This is a genomic window from Actinacidiphila yanglinensis, from assembly GCF_900107965.1.
GTDB classification, from domain to species: domain Bacteria; phylum Actinomycetota; class Actinomycetes; order Streptomycetales; family Streptomycetaceae; genus Actinacidiphila; species Actinacidiphila yanglinensis.
Genome location: NZ_FNVU01000005.1, coordinates 246,213 through 262,772, shown reverse-complemented (window position 1 = coordinate 262,772; position 16,560 = coordinate 246,213). Strand labels below are relative to the sequence as shown.

General features: G+C 72.0%; 15 protein-coding genes. 9 read left to right on the top strand and 6 right to left on the bottom strand.

The genetic code is table 11. From position 1 onward, the window contains the following. The first annotated feature begins 144 nt into the window (after nucleotides 1-144). On the top strand, nucleotides 145-1,587 hold the full coding sequence (locus C4U44_RS13780; RefSeq protein ID WP_235032058.1) for a YibE/F family protein: 1,443 nt from the start codon (nucleotides 145-147) through the stop codon (nucleotides 1,585-1,587). 106 nt (nucleotides 1,588-1,693) lie between these two features. Here the strand turns inward: C4U44_RS13780 and C4U44_RS13775 are convergent, their stop codons facing one another. Together C4U44_RS13775 and C4U44_RS13770 are read right to left on the bottom strand one after the other, a co-directional pair. After that, nucleotides 1,694-1,909 carry a DUF5326 family protein gene (locus C4U44_RS13775; protein ID WP_103886050.1) on the bottom strand — a complete coding sequence of 72 codons (216 nt, stop codon included), beginning with the start codon at nucleotides 1,907-1,909 and terminating at the stop codon, nucleotides 1,694-1,696. A 124-nt stretch (nucleotides 1,910-2,033) separates the two neighbouring features. Beyond that, nucleotides 2,034-2,351: a cupin domain-containing protein gene (locus C4U44_RS13770; RefSeq protein WP_103886049.1), complete on the bottom strand. Its 318-nt coding sequence runs from the start codon at nucleotides 2,349-2,351 to the stop codon at nucleotides 2,034-2,036. A gap of 79 nt (nucleotides 2,352-2,430) precedes the next feature. On the opposite strand from C4U44_RS13770, the gene C4U44_RS13765 reads away from it, so the two are divergent. The 4 genes from C4U44_RS13765 to C4U44_RS13750 all read left to right on the top strand — a co-directional run bounded on the left by C4U44_RS13765 (nucleotide 2,431) and on the right by C4U44_RS13750 (nucleotide 5,955). Then, the gene (locus C4U44_RS13765) at nucleotides 2,431-2,811 is read left to right on the top strand and encodes a phage holin family protein (protein ID WP_103886048.1); all 381 of its coding nucleotides are present in this window, start codon (nucleotides 2,431-2,433) and stop codon (nucleotides 2,809-2,811) included. A gap of 54 nt (nucleotides 2,812-2,865) precedes the next feature. Beyond that, a complete protein-coding gene (locus tag C4U44_RS13760; protein ID WP_103886277.1) occupies nucleotides 2,866-4,020 on the top strand; it encodes a cystathionine gamma-lyase in 1,155 nt (384 codons plus the stop codon). A 31-nt stretch (nucleotides 4,021-4,051) separates the two neighbouring features. Then, nucleotides 4,052-5,233: a serine hydrolase domain-containing protein gene (locus C4U44_RS13755; RefSeq protein WP_103886047.1), complete on the top strand. Its 1,182-nt coding sequence runs from the start codon at nucleotides 4,052-4,054 to the stop codon at nucleotides 5,231-5,233. 218 nt (nucleotides 5,234-5,451) lie between these two features. After that, nucleotides 5,452-5,955, top strand: a complete 504-nt coding sequence (locus C4U44_RS13750; protein WP_103886046.1) for an NUDIX domain-containing protein — start codon at nucleotides 5,452-5,454, stop codon at nucleotides 5,953-5,955. Nucleotides 5,956-5,982: 27 nt separating this feature from the next. On the opposite strand, the gene C4U44_RS13745 is transcribed toward C4U44_RS13750, so the two are convergent. Further along, complete coding sequence (locus C4U44_RS13745) at nucleotides 5,983-6,618, bottom strand: HAD family hydrolase (protein WP_103886045.1); 636 nt, start codon at nucleotides 6,616-6,618, stop codon at nucleotides 5,983-5,985. A 210-nt stretch (nucleotides 6,619-6,828) separates the two neighbouring features. On the opposite strand from C4U44_RS13745, the gene C4U44_RS13740 reads away from it, so the two are divergent. After that, nucleotides 6,829-7,332 carry a MarR family winged helix-turn-helix transcriptional regulator gene (locus C4U44_RS13740; RefSeq protein ID WP_103886044.1) on the top strand — a complete coding sequence of 168 codons (504 nt, stop codon included), beginning with the start codon at nucleotides 6,829-6,831 and terminating at the stop codon, nucleotides 7,330-7,332. Between the two features lie 160 nt (nucleotides 7,333-7,492). Continuing rightward, nucleotides 7,493-9,097 carry a DHA2 family efflux MFS transporter permease subunit gene (locus tag C4U44_RS13735; protein WP_103886043.1) on the top strand — a complete coding sequence of 535 codons (1,605 nt, stop codon included), beginning with the start codon at nucleotides 7,493-7,495 and terminating at the stop codon, nucleotides 9,095-9,097. Here C4U44_RS13735 and C4U44_RS13730 read toward each other — a convergent pair. Beyond that, nucleotides 9,036-10,352 carry a serine hydrolase domain-containing protein gene (locus C4U44_RS13730; protein WP_103886276.1) on the bottom strand — a complete coding sequence of 439 codons (1,317 nt, stop codon included), beginning with the start codon at nucleotides 10,350-10,352 and terminating at the stop codon, nucleotides 9,036-9,038. The genes C4U44_RS13735 and C4U44_RS13730 overlap by 62 nt on opposite strands. A gap of 172 nt (nucleotides 10,353-10,524) precedes the next feature. Further along, a complete protein-coding gene (locus C4U44_RS13725) occupies nucleotides 10,525-11,460 on the bottom strand; it encodes a class I SAM-dependent methyltransferase (protein ID WP_103886042.1) in 936 nt (311 codons plus the stop codon). Between the two features lie 221 nt (nucleotides 11,461-11,681). Between C4U44_RS13725 and C4U44_RS13720 the strand changes: the two genes are divergently transcribed. Together C4U44_RS13720 and C4U44_RS13715 are read left to right on the top strand one after the other, a co-directional pair. Beyond that, entirely contained in the window at nucleotides 11,682-14,990 is a 3,309-nt protein-coding gene (locus tag C4U44_RS13720; protein ID WP_103886041.1) for a discoidin domain-containing protein, read from the top strand. Nucleotides 14,991-15,088: 98 nt separating this feature from the next. Then, on the top strand, nucleotides 15,089-15,844 hold the full coding sequence (locus C4U44_RS13715; RefSeq protein ID WP_103886040.1) for a nucleotidyltransferase domain-containing protein: 756 nt from the start codon (nucleotides 15,089-15,091) through the stop codon (nucleotides 15,842-15,844). Between the two features lie 27 nt (nucleotides 15,845-15,871). Here the strand turns inward: C4U44_RS13715 and C4U44_RS13710 are convergent, their stop codons facing one another. Then, complete coding sequence (locus C4U44_RS13710; protein ID WP_103886039.1) at nucleotides 15,872-16,480, bottom strand: MarR family winged helix-turn-helix transcriptional regulator; 609 nt, start codon at nucleotides 16,478-16,480, stop codon at nucleotides 15,872-15,874. Nucleotides 16,481-16,560: the final 80 nt, after the last annotated feature.

Sequence of the window (16,560 nt, the reverse complement as noted above, 5' to 3'; positions counted from 1 at the left end):
GGTTCAGCGGTCGACGCAGCGCTCGCCTGAAGCGATGTCAGCGCCCTCTCAGCCCGGTGCTCCGAGCTCCCGCGTTTGCAAAGGTGCTGCCAACGGTAGCGGCTGGGTACGGACATTCACCAGGGCCCTTGCGATGATGCGGGCGTGGACTCCCCCCAGGCCGGCGCGCACGGCCCGCACCCCTCCGCGGCCGGCGGCTCCGGCTCCGGCTTCGACTCCGGTCACGGCCACGGGCACAGCCATGGGCACGCGCACGGGCCGGTGCCGCCGGTCTCCCGGCATCTGCGGAAGGTGATCGCTGCCGTCCTCGTGCCGTTCGCGGCCGCGGTGCTCGCCGGTCTGGTGCTGCTCTGGCCCGGCGGCGCGCCCGGGCACGCGCGCAGCGGGGTCGGGTTCGACCAGCAGACCCGACCGGGCAAAGTGGTGCAACTCGTGCACGTGTCCTGCAAGGCGGCCGGCGCGCTGCCCAACACCGACGGGTCTGACGGGAGTTCGGCCGGCGGGGACGCGGGCGGCTCGTCCGCGGCGGGGACGGGCACCGCCGGCGACGACTGCCAGAAGGCGACGATCGAGGTGATGAAGGGGCCGGACAAGGGCACGAAGTTCACCGAGATCGTCCAGCCGGACCAGACCCGCCGCTACACCAAGGGCGAGGGCGTCGTGCTCGCCTACGCCCCCAACGCACCCAAGAACCTGCGCTACTCGGTGACCGACGTGGACCGCGGCGTGCCGGTCGCGCTCCTCGCGGGGATCTTCGCGCTGCTGGTGGTACTCGTCGGCCGGCTGCGCGGGATCATGGCGCTGGTCGCGCTGGCGATCTCGTTCGGCATCCTGACCCTCTTCATCCTCCCGGCGATCCTGCGCGGCGACAATCCGCTGCTCGTCGCGGTGGTGGGCGGCAGCGCGATCATGCTCATCGCGCTGTACCTGTGCCACGGGGTCAGCGCGCGCACGTCCGTGGCGGTGCTCGGCACGCTGTGCTCGCTGTTCCTGATCGGCGCGCTGGGCTCGGTCTTCATCAGCTGGGCCCGGCTGACCGGGAACACCTCGGACGAGACCGGCCTGATCCACACCCTCTACCCGGACATCCAGATCAAGGGTGTGCTGCTGGCCGGGGTGATCATCGGCTCGCTCGGCGTGCTGGACGACGTGACGGTGACCCAGGTCGCCGCGGTGTGGGAGCTGAAGGACGCCGACCCGACCGCGAGCCGGCGCAAGCTCTACGGCGCCGGGATGCGGATCGGCCGCGACCACATCGCCTCGGTCGTCAACACCCTGGTGATGGCCTACGCGGGCGCCGCCCTGCCGCTGCTGCTGCTCTTCTCGATCGCCCGCAGCGGCGTGCTCCAGGTGGCGAGCAGCGAGCTGGTGGCCGAGGAGATCGTCCGGACGCTGGTCGGCAGTATCGGGCTGGTGGCGTCGGTGCCGCTGACCACGGCGCTGGCCGCGCTGGTGGTGAGCGCGGACCGCGGCGACCGGGGCGCGGCGGCCCCCGTGGACGCGCAGGGCGGTCAGCGGGTCCCCGCGACGGTCCCCGGTCCGGGTCGGCCGCCGGGTGCGGGGCACAGCCACCGCCGGGCGAAATGAGTCGGACCGGCGAACGGTCTGAGCCGTTCGCCGGTCCGGGCGGCGCGGGTACTGCGGGTACTGCGGGGCGGAGTGCGGGGTCCCGGCCTCGGCCGGGACGCCACCGTCACCAGTCGCGCTTCTTGCCGGAGCCACCGGATGTGACGCGCTTCACGACGAAGACCAGCGCGCCGACCAGGACCACGAAGACGACCAGCTTGAACAGCAGGCCGATCACGATGCTGACGAGGCTCGCGATCAGCGTGCCGAAAACGATCAGCGCGATGACCGGGATGCCGATCCACTTGACCCACCAGGGCAGGCTCTTCAGCAGCTTGTCCATAACGCTCTTTCGCTCCTTGGTCGCTACGCGTGGCGCGTACTCCGACGGTGCCGTACTTCGACTGTAGGGCCACCCGGCCCGGGGACGAAGGCCGGGAAGACCCCATCCGACCCTGATCCGGCCCCTAGGGCTCCGGTGGCGAGAAGACCACCATGACCCTGAGGTCCTCGCTGATGTGGTGGAAGCGGTGCGGCGTCCCGGCCGGCACGTACACCACGCTGCCGCGCGCGACGGTGGTGGTCTCCTCTCCCACGGTGATCGAGGCCCGGCCGCTGACCACGAGGTAGATCTCGTCCTGCGCGTGCGGCTTCTGCGGGTCGCTCTCGCCGGCCTTGAGGGCGTAGAGACCCGCCGACATGGTGCGTTCCCGCAGGAACCGGAGATACGCACCCTGGTTCGCCGCGCGCTCCGCGTCCAGGTCATCCAGCCGGAACACCTTCATCGCTCACTCCTCCACTGCGGTACGGCCACGGTTCTGCTCCGTCTCTTGTCCCGGTGATCAGACCTGCGACGATCTCACCATGAAGAATTTCGTGGTCAAGACCCTGGCCAATGCCGGGGCCCTGGGCGTGGCCGTGTGGCTGCTCAAGAACATCACGCTGACCGGAAGCTCCAAGGCGCGGGAAGCGCTCACGCTCATACTCGTGGCTCTCGTCTTCGGCGTGGTGAACTGGCTGGTGAAGCCGGTCGTCAAGGTCCTGTCGTTTCCGCTGTTCATCCTCACCCTGGGTCTGATCACCCTCGTGGTGAACGCCCTGATGCTGCTGCTGACGTCGTGGCTGGCCGGCCAGCTCAGCCTGAAGTTCCACGTGCACGGCTTCTGGACGGCGGTGCTCGGCGGCCTGATCGTCAGCATCGTCGCGTGGGCCCTGCACGTCGTCCTGCCGGACGAGGACGACTGAGCGACCGGGCCGGCACGACCAGTGAGCACCGAGGACACGAAGGATGAGAACCGCATGACGCAGGACCGCACGGCAGGAGAGCCGATCGGCGACAGCACCCGCAGCGTGCACGCCGGACGCCCCGAGGCGCGCCCGTACGAACCGTCGCTGCCCGGCCCGGTCTTCGTCTCGCACTACCACCTGCCCGGCGAGCCCACCGGACCGTACGTCTACGGCCGGGACGACAACCCCACCTGGGACCTGCTGGAACAGGCGATCGCGGAGCTCGAGGCGCCGGGCGACCCGGCCGCCGGCACGCTCGCGTTCGCCTCCGGGATGGGCGCGATCTCCGCGGTGCTGCTGTCGCAGGTGCGCTCCGGCGACGCGGTCGTGCTTCCCTCGGACTGCTACCAGACGACGCGCGCCCTCATCGAGCGCCTGGAGTCGTACGGCGTCGAGGTGCGGATGGCGCCGACCGCGGGCGACGCCCAACTCCCGCTGGTGGACGGGGCGCGGCTGGTGTGGGTGGAGAGCCCGTCCAACCCCGAGCTCGACGTGTGCGACATCCGCCGGCTGACCGACGCCGCCCACGCGGCCGGCGCGCTGGTCGCCGTGGACAACACCCTGGCCACGCCGCTGGGCCAGCGCCCCCTCGCACTGGGTGCGGACTTCTCCGTGGCCAGCGGCACGAAGGCGCTCAACGGCCACGGCGACCTGCTGATGGGGTACGTCACGACCCGCAGCCCCGAACTGGCCGACTCCGTACGGAAGTGGCGCAAGACGGTGGGCGCCATCCCCGGGCCGATGGAGACCTGGCTGGCCCACCGTTCGCTGGCCACGCTGTCCCTGCGGGTGGACCGCCAGGCGACGAACGCGCTGGCCCTCGCCCGCGCCCTGCTGGAGCGGCCCGAGGTGACGGCCGTACGGCACCCGGGGCTGCCCACCGACCCCTCGCACGAGATCGCGAGCAAGCAGATGCGCCGCTTCGGCAGCGTGGTGTCCTTCACGCTGCCCGACCAGGCGCACGCGGAGCGGTTCCTCGGTGCGCTGCGGATGACCTCCGAGGCGACGAGCTTCGGCAGCGTGCAGTGCACCGCCGAGCGGCGGGCCCGCTGGGGCGGGGACGCGGTGGCGCCGGGCTTCGTACGCTTCTCGGTCGGTGTGGAGGACCCGGACGACATCGTGGCCGACGTGGTCCGTGCGCTGGACGAGGCCGCGCGCCAGCTGTAGGGCCCCGCACACCCGCGGCTAGCGTGTGCGCATGACGAAGTCAGCGCACGTGCCGAGCGCAGCGAACCTCGGAGAGGTCCTGCGGCCGTATGTCGAGGACGACACCCTGCCCGGCGCGGTGGCGCTGGTGTGCCGCGGCGGCGACGTCCAGTTCGCGGCGGTCGGGTCCACCGACGCCGAGGGGCGCACGCCGATGGCCAGGGACTCGATCTTCCGGATCGCCTCGATCACCAAGCCGATCACGGCCGCCGCGGTGATGGTGCTCATCGACGACGGCCGGCTCGACCTCGCGGACCCGGTGGCGCGGTGGCTGCCGGAGCTGGCCGCGCCGAGCGTGGTGCGCAGCCCGGCGGCCGCGGTCGACGACGTGGTGCCGGCCGTCCGCGCGATCACCGTCGAGGACCTGCTCAGCTCGCTGACCGGGTACGGCTTCCCGTCGGACTTCACGCTGCCCGCGGTGCAGCCGCTCCTCGCCGAGGGCGTGCAGCGCGACGGCCGTGAGCCGCAGCGGTTCCTGCCCACCGACGAGTGGATCGAGACGCTGGCCGGTATCCCGCTGCTCTACCAGCCGGGCGAGGCATGGCTGTACAACACGTCCTCCGACCTCCAGGGCCTGCTGATCGAGCGGGTCAGCGGCCAGTCGCTGCCCGACTTCCTGGCCGAGCGGGTCTTCGAGCGGCTGGGCATGCCCGACACCGGTTTCACCGTCCCGGCCGCCAAACGGGACCGCCTCACCAGCTACTACCGGGCCGATGACTCCGGTGGTCTGGAGCTGGTCGACGGGCCGGACGGCCAGTGGAGCACCATGCCGCCCTTCGCGTCCGGTGCCGGCGGCCTGGTCTCGACGGTCGACGACTGGCTCGCGTTCGGCCGGATGCTGCTCGCCGAGGGCGCCACCGCCGACGGGCGGCGCCTGCTGTCGACCCGGTCGGTGCGGCTGATGACGACCGACCGGCTCACCCCGGCCCAGCGCGAGGCGAGCCCGCTGTTCCTGGAGGGCCAGAGCTGGGGCTACGGCGGCAGCGTGGACGTCGAGGCCGTCGAACCGTGGAACGTCCCGGGCCGCTACGGCTGGGTCGGCGGGACCGGCACGTCGGCCCACGTCGTGCCGTCGACCGGCTCGGTCCACCTCCTCTTCACCCAGGTCGGCGTGGCCAGTCCGGTGCCCACGCCGCAGGTGCAGGACTTCTGGCGGTACGCGGCAGGCGTGTGAGCCGCGGCCGGGCGCGAACCGGCGGAGGCAGAACCGGCGAACGGCGCGCGCGACAGCGGAAGGACGAGGCGGGGGAGGGCGACGCGGGGAAGGTCAGGAGCACCCGCGGCTCGCACGGCCGTTCGCCGCCGGCATCGCAGCGGTGACAGCGGCGACCGGCGACGATTTCCCGGACCCGGGCACGTTTGCCCGGGGGTCCCTCGCGGCAGATGTCAGGCATGCCTCCGGACTCGTCTCCCAGTCCCTCCACCCGACCGGTGGTCAAGCGCACTGCCCGCGGGATCATCCTCGACGGTGACCGGCTCGTGCTGATCAAGCGGACCAAGCCCGGCCTCGCTCCGTACTGGCTCACCCCCGGTGGCGGGGTCGAGGACGACGACGCCGGGATCCTCGCCGCCCTGCACCGGGAGATCGACGAGGAGTTGGGTGGCAAGATCACCGATGCGGTGCCCGCCTTCGTCGACACCGTCGAGCACATCACGGACGACGGCGCGCACGGCGTGAAGGTGCAGTACTTCTTCGCCTGCCGGCTGGACTCGATGGACCTCGACCGGCGGCACGGCCCGGAGATCGACGAGCCGTGCGGCACCTACGAGGTGGTGCGGGTGCCCTTCACACGGATGGGACTCGCCTCCGTGGAGATCGTGCCGTTGACCCTGCGGCACTATCTGGACGCGAACATCGAGGGCGTGCTCGGCCTGCTCGGCCCCGACCTCGGCTGACCCCTCCGGCTTGGGGACACCAGTCGATCAGGAGTCGGTGACCAGGGCGTACGCCTCGCGCAGGTCGCCGCCGGTGTACGCGTGGGTGGCCAGGCCGCTCACATGGTCGTCGCCGTTGACCGCGACGGAGACGGGCACCACTCCGAACAGCTTCGTGTCCGACAGCGAGTCGCCGTAGGCCACGCAGTCGGCGCGGCCGACCCCGTAGTGGGCGCAGAGCTCGTCGGCGATCGCCACCTTCGACTCGGGCATCAGGACCCCGGACGGGTCGAGGACGGCACCTGGTGCGAAGGGGAAGGCGGGGAAGACCGAGGCGCGGGCGTGGTGCACGCCCCAGGTGCGCAGCCGGGTCACGAAGAAGTCGGGGGAGAGCGAGATCACCGCGCAGTGGTCACCGCGTGCGGTGATGTCGGCCCAGACCTCACGTATGCCGGTCAGCCAGGGCGCCTCCGCGAAGGCACCGGCCACATGGTGCTCGGTGAGCGCGGACCACATCCGGTAGGCCCGCCGCGCGTAGTCGTACGAGTCGATCTCGCCGTGGACGAGTGCCGCATCCAGTTCCCGGAACTCGCTAACCCTGTCGATCCGGCGGGCGATCTCCATGCTGGCGGACGTGCCGGGCAACAGCGTGCCATCCATGTCGAAGATGTGCAGTCGCGCCATCCTGGTCCCTCCTCGCTCGCGGCCCCGACCGGGTCCGGTTCGTTCCGATCCCCGCGCCGGGCCCTCCCCCGCCCGCGGGCACGCCTTCCAGTCAGCGCGACGGACAGGCCCAGTGTTCCACGTGGAACACTCGCCGTGACCGCCCATCGGCCGAATATAGGTCCACCACCAAACAATCCCGTAGCTGACCTATTTTGCTACCCTCGACACATGACCGTCGAGACCGCGCCCACACCCACGATGACCACGGACGTCTCCTTCCTGCTCCAGCACACCGCCCACGTGCTGGCCACGCGGATGACGGCCGCCCTCGCGGAGATCGGGATGTCACCGCGCGCACACTGCGTACTCGCCCACGCCGCCCAGGCCGAGCGGACCCAGGCCCAGATCGCGGAGCTGTCCGACCTGGACAAGACCACGATGGTGGTCACCGTCGACCAGCTGGAACGGGACGGACTGGCCGCGCGCGTGCCCTCGGCGCACGACCGGCGCGCCCGGATCATCAAGGTCACGCCGAAGGGTGAGCAGGTCGCGTCCACCGGCCAGGGCATCGTCGACCGCGTGCACGCGGACGTGCTCGGCGCGCTGCCCGAGCAGGAGCGGGCCACCTTCGTCGCCGCGCTGAACCGGCTGGCCACCGGACACCTCGCCGATCCCGTCGACTGCCCGGACGGAAGCCAGGGGGTGCGGCGTCCGCGACAGTCCCGCAAGTGAACCCCGGCCGGGCCGCAGCACCGGAAGCAAGGAGCCCTGGAAGCAAGGGGTTTCGGCGGCACGGAGGCCCTCACACCAAGTAGGCCCGTAAAAGATAGTCCTCAACAAAACTATCTGCTACGGTCGTTCCTGGCTCACCCATCCGCCAGGAGGCGACCCCATGCCAGTCCTCGATTCCCCGGACCGCTCCGCATCCCCGGGCTCCCCGGGCTCGTCGGCCGTCAGATCGCGGGGAGCGGCGCTCGCCGTCCTCAGCGCCGGCACCCTGATGATCATCCTCGACGGCACCATCGTGAACGTGGCGCTGCCGTCCATCCAGCGTGACCTCGGCTTCTCCCAGGCCAACCTCGCCTGGGTGGTGAACGCCTACCTGATCGCCTTCGCCGGCCTGCTGCTGCTCTCCGGCCGGCTCGGCGACCTGCTCGGCCGGCGTCGCGTCCTGGTCGGAGGGCTCGCCGCCTTCACTCTCGCCTCGTTCCTGTGCGGGATCGCGGACTCCGCCGGCCTCCTGATCGCCGCCCGCTTCGTGCAGGGCGCCGCCGGGGCGATGGTCTCGGCGGTCGCGCTCGGCATGGTCCTCGCCCTCTACCCCGACCCGCACGGCCGGGCCCGGGCGATGGGCATCTACAGCTTCACCCAGTCCGCGGGCGGGGTCCTCGGCCTGCTGGCCGGCGGCATCCTCACCCAGGCGATCAACTGGCACTGGATCTTCTTCGTCAACCTGCCGATCGGCCTGGCCGCCACGGTGCTGAGCCTGCGACTGCTGCCGGATGACCGCCCGGCCGGGGCCGCCGGTTCCCACCAGGCCGAGCCCGACCGCGGGCTGCGCGGGGTCGACGTGTCCGGTGCGGTGCTGGTCACCGCCGCCCTGATGCTCGGGGTCTACACCATCGTCAAGACCACCGATCGCGGCTGGACTTCGGGCTCCACCGCCGGGTTCGGCGCCGCGGCCCTCGTGCTGCTCGCCGCCTTCCTGATTCGCCAGGCCCGGGCCGCTCAGCCGCTGATGCCGCTGCGGATCTTCCGGTCCCGGATCGTGGCGGGCGCGAACGCCGTCCAGGTGCTGGTGATTGCCGGCGGGTTCGGCTTCCAGTTCATGACCTCGCTGTACCTCCAGCACGTACTCGGCTACGACCCGCTGGAGATCGGGCTGTCGCTGGCGCCCACCGGGGTGGTGATCGGCGTGATGTCGCTGGGTCTGTCCGCCCGCCTCGGCGCCCGCTTCGGACAGCGCGCCGTGCTCCTGCCGAGCCTGGTGCTCTTCGCGGGCGGCTTCCTGCTGCTGGCTCGCACCCCCTCGGGCGGCCATGCCTCGTACGTGGCCGACATCCTGCCGCCGATCGTGCTGATGGGGGTGGCGTTCGGGCTGACCATGCCGTCGCTGCTGACGCTCGGCATGGCGGAGGCCGGTCCGGCCGACTCCGGCCTGATCTCAGGGGTGTTCAACACCGCGCAGCAGATCGGCGGCGCGCTGGGGCTGGCGACGCTGGCGTCCATCGCCGGCACCCGCACCGACCACCGGCTCGCCGCCGGCCGGTCCGCGACCGCGGCGCTCGCCGACGGCTACCACCTGGCCTTCGTGGTCGCCGCAGGGCTGCTCGTCGCCGCGGCCCTCCTCGCCGGGGTGCTGTTGCGCACCCCGGCGGGACGCACGGCGGGGGACCTCACGACGGCGGGCGAGCAGGACGCGGACGGCCCGGCCGTCAGCTCCAGCCCGGGAACCCGCCCGGCACCGGGGCGTTCGGGTCGTACGGCGCGCGTGTGAAGACGAAGGAGCCCAGGTCCAGATGGCTGAGCGTGCCGTCCGGCCGGCGCACCACCCGGAGCGTCTCGCCCGCGTAGTACCCCTCGCGGCCGGTCCAGGTGCCGTCCGGTTCCACGTGGAACCGTGTCCCACGGCCCTGGCCGGTCAGCGGCCCCAGGTCCAGGTCGCCCGAGGCGCGCACCCGCAGCCCGTAGGAGTTGGTGCCCCAGTACCAGGGCCCCGCCAGCTCGAGCAGGGCCGGGTCGAGGGAGTCGGCCGGCCGCCATGGTTCCGGGAAGACGGGTTCGGCGTCGGCGGTGATCGCCAGGAGTTCGGCCGCGAGGGTGCTCACCGAAGGCCCGGACGTGCAGTTCGCCAGCGTGATCGCGCCCAGCCGGTCCTCGATGCTGACCCACACCGTCGCCAGGAAGCCCGGCATGGAACCGGTGTGGCCGATCAGGGTGCGCCCGCGGTGCCGCAGGATCTGGATTCCGAGGCCGTACCCCGCGTCCGGGGCGCTCGCGTCGCCGGGCGCGGCCGGCTCGCGCATGTCCGCCACCGTCGCCGCGGCCAGCACTCCCTCCTGGCCGCGGGCCAGGAACGCCGCCCAGCGGGCCAGATCGGCCACCGTCGACCAGAGTTCACCGGCCGGCGCCATCACACCGGTCTGCTGGACGGCCTCCGGCACCATCACGTCCGCCCACGGGTGCACGGCGAACCCGCCCGCGGCCGGCGGCCGCGGCTGGAGGCTGGTCCGGGACATCCCCAGCGGGTCCAGCACCTCCTCCTGGAGCACCACGTCCCACGGCTTGCCGCGCAGCCGCGCCACCACGGCGCCCAGCAGGGCGAAGCCGGGGTTGGAGTAGTGGTGCCGGCGCCCCGCCGGGTGCTTCACCGGCGCGGCACCGAGTACATCGGCCACTTCGGGTCGCAGATCGCCCGGAGTGCGCTCCCACCAGGGGCTGGGCGTCTCGGAGGCGATCCCCGAGGTGTGCGCGAGGAGTTGACCGATCGTCACCCCGCCCACCGAGGTGCCCGGCAGGTGCTGCTCCAACGGGTCGGTGAGCGCCAGCCGACCCTCGTCGCGCAGCCTCATCACCAGCACGGCCACGAAGGACTTGGTCAGCGAACCGATCCGGTACTGGATGTCGGTGTCCGGAGCATGACCGTCGATCATGCTGCGCGAACCGCTCCACACCAGCGCCCCGTCCCGGACCACCCCGCCGACCACCGACGGGGCCCGCCCCCGGGACTGCTCCACCGCCAGGCGGTGCATGAGTGCCCGGGCCGTGGCGGGCAGCAGCCCGCCGTCGTACTCCTGCGGAGAGTCGGTTGCGATGGTCACGCGCCCCCCTGCCCTTCTCCCGGGTCCGCGGACCCGGCACCGTGCGCACGGCCGGCGGCGCCACCGGAGGTACCGCCATGGGCGGTACGCCGGCGCGGCGCCGCTACCCGTCCGCGTCCTGCCTGCGTTGGCCGGCCGCGCCGAAGCGGACCGAGATGATCGACATCCGCATCGACCGTACCCCGGGAATGCGGTGGGAGACCGGCGCGATCGCGTACAGGCCCCGGCCGCGCGCCAGCGGCAGGCTGCGGACCGAGGTGATCAGCGGCGACGCGGACGCGACCTTGGGGTATTCCCGGTAGTCCATCCCCCACTGCCAGCGCGGCGCACGGTAGCTGCCGTCGCGCGCGTCCATCCGGCCCGCCTGGTTCTGCGCGACCTGCGCGCGCGGCAGCGCGTCGAACAGGAACCAGCCGCCGGGGAAGCGCTCCGCGCACGCGGCGATCAGTCCCTTGGCCTCGCGCTCGGGCAGGTACATCAACAGCCCCTGCGCGGTGACGAGGACGCCCTTGGCCACGTCGTCCTCGGTGATCTCGTCCATCCACTCCAGGTCGAGCGCCGAGCGGGCCACGGTGCGGCGGCGCGGCGGGTCGTCGGGCAGCAGGGTGGAGCGCACCGCGACCGTCTCGGGCAGATCGACGGTCAGCCAGCGCACGCGGCCGTCGTCCACCCGCCAGAACTGCGTCTCCAGGCCCTCGCCCAGTGCGACGACGGTGCCGCCGGGGTACTCGGCGAGGAACCGGCTCACCTCGTCGTCGAAGGCGCGCACCCGCAGGGCATGCCACTGCGCCATGATGCCGCTGCCGAAGCGCTCGAAGGGGTAGTCGATCCGGTCCACCAGGTCCACGGCGTGCGGGTCGTCCAGCAGCCGGTTCCCGGGCGGGCGCCGCGCCTCGGCCGCTCGGTTGGCCAGGTTCCACAGCAGCGTGGCCGGGACGCCCTCCAGTTCGACCTTGATCCGCTCCGCCCGGCCGCGGTCCGCCCCGTCCTCGGGTGGATCGCCGGCCGCGCCGCCGGGTGCCTCGTGCGTGTCGTCCATGACCCCAGCCTCTCACCACGCCTACGCGCTTCCCGGTCAACTACCAGGAGGAGCAAGCGGTTTCCCCCGGCCGGCCTTGTCAGAAAGGTTGACACCCCCCATGGATGGGCGTGACCATCGCGACGGCCAGAGAGCGCTCTCAGCATTTCGCTCTCCGGCTCCGCACCATCTGTCGGTCCCCCCAACTCGCAGGTAGCAACCCGACATTCAGGAGTACACACATGAGGGTCACCCCACGCGGGCTCTCTTACCCGGGCCGTAAACGTTTCCGACGATCACCGCAGGGAATCCTCCTGCTCGCCCTGGTCCTCATCGCCTCGGCGTACCTCTCGCTGAACCCGACCTCCTCCCACGCCGCCGCGCCGCAACTGCTCTCGCAGGGCAAGCCGGCCACCGCCTCCTCCGTCCAGGACGCCTTCACCGCCAACGCCGCGGTCGACGGGGACACCGGCACCCGCTGGTCGAGCGCCGCGTCCGACCCGCAGTGGATCCAGGTCGACCTCGGCTCCAGCCAGCCCATCACCCAGGTGGTGCTCAACTGGGAGACGGCGTACGGCAAAGCGTTCACGATCCAGACCTCGGACAACGGCTCCAACTGGACGACGATCTACTCCACCACCACCGGCACCGGCGGCACCCAGACCCTGAACGTGACGGGCAACGGCCGCTACGTGCGGATGTACGGCACCCAGCGCGGCACCCAGTGGGGCTACTCGCTCTGGGAGTTCCAGGTCTACGGCGGCTCCGGAGGCGGGAGCACCCCGCCCGCGTCGTGCGGCGACACCAACGCCGCGCTCGGCAAGCCGTCCAGCGCGTCCTCCACCGAGAACGACGGCACGCCCGCGGCAGCGGCCTTCGACGGCAACGCGGGCACCCGGTGGTCGAGTGCGGCCTCCGACCCGCAGTGGGTCCAGGTCGACCTCGGCTCGTCGCAGAGCATCTGCGGCGCCCAGTTGACCTGGGAGACCGCGTACGCGAAGGCGTACCAGATCCAGGTCTCGGACAACGGTTCCACGTGGAACACCGTGTACTCCACCACGACCGGCGCAGGGGGGACGGAGAACCTGTCCTTCACGGGCACCGGGCGCTACGTGCGGATGTACGGCACCCAGCGCGCGACGCAGTACGGCTACTCGCTCTGGGAGTTCACCGTCCTCACCCCGGGCGGCACCGGCACCCCGCCGACCGGTGGCAACGGCGACTGCCCGTGGGTCGGTTCGACCGCGCCGGTGTCCGACCGGGTCGCGCAGGTGATGGCGGAGATGACCAACGCCGAGAAGGTGTCGATCCTGCACGGCAACAACAACTCCTCGCCGTACATCGGCAACATCAACGGCATCGCGTCACTGTGCATCCCCGCCATCGGGCTGCAGGACGGTCCGCACGGCGTGGGCGACGGGCTCGGCGGTGTCACCCAGATGCCGTCCGCGAACGCCTCGGCGGCCACCTGGGACACCACGCTCGAGCAGCAGTACGGTGCCGCGATCGGCGCGGAGTTCGCCGGCAAGGGCGCGCAGGTGGCGCTCGGCCCGACGCTGAACATCGTCCGCGACCCGCGCTGGGGCCGGGCGTTCGAGACGTTCGGCGAGGATCCGTACCTCAACGGGCAGATGGCGACGGCCGACATCAAGGGCATCCAGAGCCAGGGCGTGATGGCCGAGATGAAGCACGTGGCCGTCTACAACATCGAGAACCCGGCCGGCACGGTCATCGTGGACAACCGCACGCTCCAGGAGCTGTACCTGCCCGCCTTCCAGGCGGCGGTCCAGCAGGGTTCGCCGGCGGCGGCCATGTGCGCCTACAGCGTGGTCAACAACGTGCCCGCCTGCCAGAACCCGGCGCTGATGAACGTCGGCCTCTACCAGCAGGCGAACTTCGGCGGCTTCATCACCAGCGACTGGGGCGGCACGCACTCGACGCAGGAGTCCGCCAACGCGGGTCTGACGGTGGAGATGCCCAACGGGTACTTCTACGCCGACTTCCTCGCCCAGGCGGTGGCCAACGGCACCGTCAGCCAGGCCACGCTGGACACCATGACCAGCCGGCTGCTCACCCAGTACTTCGCCTTCGGCCTGTTCGACAAGGCGCCCAGCGGGTCGACCGGGGCGACGGTCACCACGACCGCCCACCAGCAGGTCGCGCTCCAGGGCGCCGAGGAGGGCGCGGTGCTGCTGAAGAACAACGGCATCCTGCCGTTGTCCACCGCCACCACCAAGTCGATCGCCGTGATCGGCTGGGACGGCGGCGCCGGCGTGCAGACCATCGGCGGCGGCAGTGCCACCACCACCAGCTCCGGCACGGTCTGGCCGATCACCGGCATGCAGAACCGGGTCGCGGGCACCGGCACCACCGTGCAGTACAACGACGCGACCGACCTCAACGCGGCGGTCACGCTGGCCCGCAACTCGGACGTGGCGGTCGTCTACGCGTCCGACAACTACGGGAACGAGGAGCACGACAGCACCACGCTGGACCTGCCGAACAACGGTGGCAGCTCGGTCAGCGACAACGACATGATCGCCCAGGTGGCCGCGGCCAACCCGCACACCATCGTGGTGCTCAACAACAACTCGGCGATCAACATGCCATGGCTGAACCAGGTCGCCGGCGTCTTCGAGGGCTTCTACCCGGGCCAGGAGATCGGCACGGCGATGGCGGCGCTGATCTTCGGCGACGTCAACCCGTCCGGGAAGCTGCCGGTGACCTTCCCCAAGTCGCTGGCCGACGTGCCCGCGAGCACCCCGGCGCAGTGGCCGGGCACCAACGGGCAGGTGCAGTACAGCGAGGGCCTGGACGTCGGCTACCGCTGGTACGACGCGAAGAACATCACCCCGCTCTTCCCGTTCGGCTACGGACTGTCGTACACCACCTTCGGGTTCGGCAACCTCCAGGTCGGCGCGCTGTCCGGCGGGACGGCGACCGTGCACGCCACGGTCACCAACACCGGATCGCGGGCCGGCACCGAGGTCGCACAGCTCTACGTGGGGGACCCGGCATCGACCGGTGAGCCCGTGCACCAGCTGCGCGGCTACCAGCGCGTCACGCTCAACCCGGGCCAGTCGCAGACGTTGACGTTCACGGTCAGCACGCACGACCTGGCCTACTGGAACACCTCCGGCAGCAACTGGACGACCGCGGCGGGCAGCTACCAGATCCTGGTCGGCGACTCCTCGCGGAACCTGCCGCTGACCGGCACGCTCACCGTGCCGACCACCGTCAACGGCAACCTGGCCGCGGTCGTCAGCCCGAAGGCCGCGGCCTCGGGTCCGGCCGCGACCGCCGCGCCGCTCTCCGTACCCGACCCGTACGGCATGAGCAGCCCGGTGCACCGGCAGGTCAGCTGGGCGTACGGCAAGAACTCCACGGGCGTCGGCTACACCGCGACCGGCCTGCCGCCGGGTATCTCGCTCTCGGCGGACGGCACGTTCACCGGCGCGGCGGAGAAGGCCGGCACCTGGACGGTGACGGTCACCGGCCGGAACGCGGCGGGCTCGCAGGGCTCCGCGACGTTCGTCTGGACGGCCACCTGACGGCAGCCCCGCACCTGCCGGCAGAGCGCCCCCGCGGTCCGAACGGGCCGCGGGGGTGCCCCCTTTCCGGCCGCCGGCCCGGATGCAAGAGTGACGGGATGCACGAAGAGGTGGCGCCACTGACGAGCCGGTTCCTCGCCGGGCTGCGCGAGACGCTGCCACTGACCGCGCTGTGGGTGCACGGCTCGCTCGCGCTCGGCGACTTCCAGCCCGGCCGCAGTGACCTCGACCTGATCGCGGTGGTCGAGTCGGCCCCGGGCGAGGCCGAGGAACGCGGGCTCGCCCGGCTGCACGAGGAGCTGGCCGAACGGTTCCCGCTCGCGGAGAAGCTGCACTGCTCGTACATGGTGCGCGACCGGCTCGCCGACCCCGGACTGGACCATCTGACCTGGGCCCACCAGGAGCTGTTCCGCCGGCCCGTCACCGAGGTGACCCGCCGCGAACTGCACAACGGCGACCTGGCACTGCACGGTCCCGCCCCCAGCGCGCTCCTCCCGGCCGTCAGTGACGCGGAGCTGGCGGCGTTCGTCCGTGCCGACCTCAGGGACTACTGGCTGCCGGCGACCGCCGCGCGGAAGCGCTGGCTCCAGGACATCTGGGTGGACCACGGCCTGCTGACGCTCGCCCGCGCGCGCACCACCCTCGCCGACGGCCGCCTGCTCACCAAGGGTCAGGCGCTCGACGCCCTCGCCGGTCTGGGCGCCCCGGCCGACCTCCTCGCCGGTATCCGCGCGCGCCGCTACGGCACCCCCGTACCGCTGTCCCTCCCGGGCCGGATCCGGCGCGGCCGCCGCGCCCGGGCCTTCCTGCGGGCGGCGATCGCGCAGACGCTGGAGGGCACTCCCGGAGCGTAGGTCCTGGCATCGGCTCGGCGGATCCTCTCAGCGCATGGGCTCGGCCGTCCGCGCCCGGACGTCGGTGGACAGCTTGTCCAGCAGCCCCACGAGGAGGGCGCGTTCCTCCGGGGACAGGCCCGCCACGAGCGTCGCCTCGCGCCCGAGCACCGCGTCGACGGAGCGCTCGATCAGGGCGTGGCCGTCGGCCGTCAGCGCGACCAGCACCGTACGGCCGCCGGTCGGTGCCGGGCCGCGGCGGACCAGGCCGCCGTCCTCCGCGCGCGCCACCCGCTGGGAGACGGCGCCGGCCGTGACCAGGGTGCGGCGGGCGATCTCGCGGGTGGACAGGGCGTAGGGCGGGCCCGAGCGGCGGATCACGGACAGCAGGTCGAGGGTGGCCGCGTCGATGCCGGCGGCGCGCAGCACCCGGTTGCGGTCGTCGGCGAAGAGTTTGGCCAGCCGCCGGATGGGCGTGACGACCTCGATCGACGCGGTCGGGGTGCCCGGGCGTTCCCGCTGCCAGGCGGCGGCGATCGCGGCCGCGGGGTAGAGCGGCGGGGAGTCCTCGGAGGAGGCCGGCCGGTCGTCCGGCGGTGCGTCCCGCGAAGCGTCAGGCGGCACCTCCGGGTGCGCGTCCGGCGAGCCGTGGGCCATGGCGGAATCCCCCTTGTCTGCGCACCGCGCACTATGTTTAGCTCTAAACGTAGCAGGTGGAGGTACCACCAGGCAGCATG

Bases quoted from the DNA above. Each gene is read 5' to 3' on its own strand.
- C4U44_RS13735 (WP_103886043.1), top strand. From the start codon at position 7,493: ATGCCAGTCCTCGATTCCCCGGACCGCTCCGCATCCCCGGGCTCCCCG.
- C4U44_RS13755 (WP_103886047.1), top strand. From the start codon at position 4,052: ATGACGAAGTCAGCGCACGTGCCGAGCGCAGCGAACCTCGGAGAGGTC.
- C4U44_RS13765 (WP_103886048.1), top strand. From the start codon at position 2,431: ATGAAGAATTTCGTGGTCAAGACCCTGGCCAATGCCGGGGCCCTGGGC.
- C4U44_RS13715 (WP_103886040.1), top strand. From the start codon at position 15,089: ATGCACGAAGAGGTGGCGCCACTGACGAGCCGGTTCCTCGCCGGGCTG.
- C4U44_RS13775 (WP_103886050.1), bottom strand. From the start codon at position 1,909: ATGGACAAGCTGCTGAAGAGCCTGCCCTGGTGGGTCAAGTGGATCGGC.
- C4U44_RS13750 (WP_103886046.1), top strand. From the start codon at position 5,452: ATGCCTCCGGACTCGTCTCCCAGTCCCTCCACCCGACCGGTGGTCAAG.
- C4U44_RS13710 (WP_103886039.1), bottom strand. From the start codon at position 16,480: ATGGCCCACGGCTCGCCGGACGCGCACCCGGAGGTGCCGCCTGACGCT.
- C4U44_RS13745 (WP_103886045.1), bottom strand. From the start codon at position 6,618: ATGGCGCGACTGCACATCTTCGACATGGATGGCACGCTGTTGCCCGGC.
- C4U44_RS13725 (WP_103886042.1), bottom strand. From the start codon at position 11,460: ATGGACGACACGCACGAGGCACCCGGCGGCGCGGCCGGCGATCCACCC.
- C4U44_RS13770 (WP_103886049.1), bottom strand. From the start codon at position 2,351: ATGAAGGTGTTCCGGCTGGATGACCTGGACGCGGAGCGCGCGGCGAAC.
- C4U44_RS13740 (WP_103886044.1), top strand. From the start codon at position 6,829: ATGACCGTCGAGACCGCGCCCACACCCACGATGACCACGGACGTCTCC.
- C4U44_RS13720 (WP_103886041.1), top strand. From the start codon at position 11,682: ATGAGGGTCACCCCACGCGGGCTCTCTTACCCGGGCCGTAAACGTTTC.
- C4U44_RS13760 (WP_103886277.1), top strand. From the start codon at position 2,866: ATGACGCAGGACCGCACGGCAGGAGAGCCGATCGGCGACAGCACCCGC.
- C4U44_RS13730 (WP_103886276.1), bottom strand. From the start codon at position 10,352: ATGCACCGCCTGGCGGTGGAGCAGTCCCGGGGGCGGGCCCCGTCGGTG.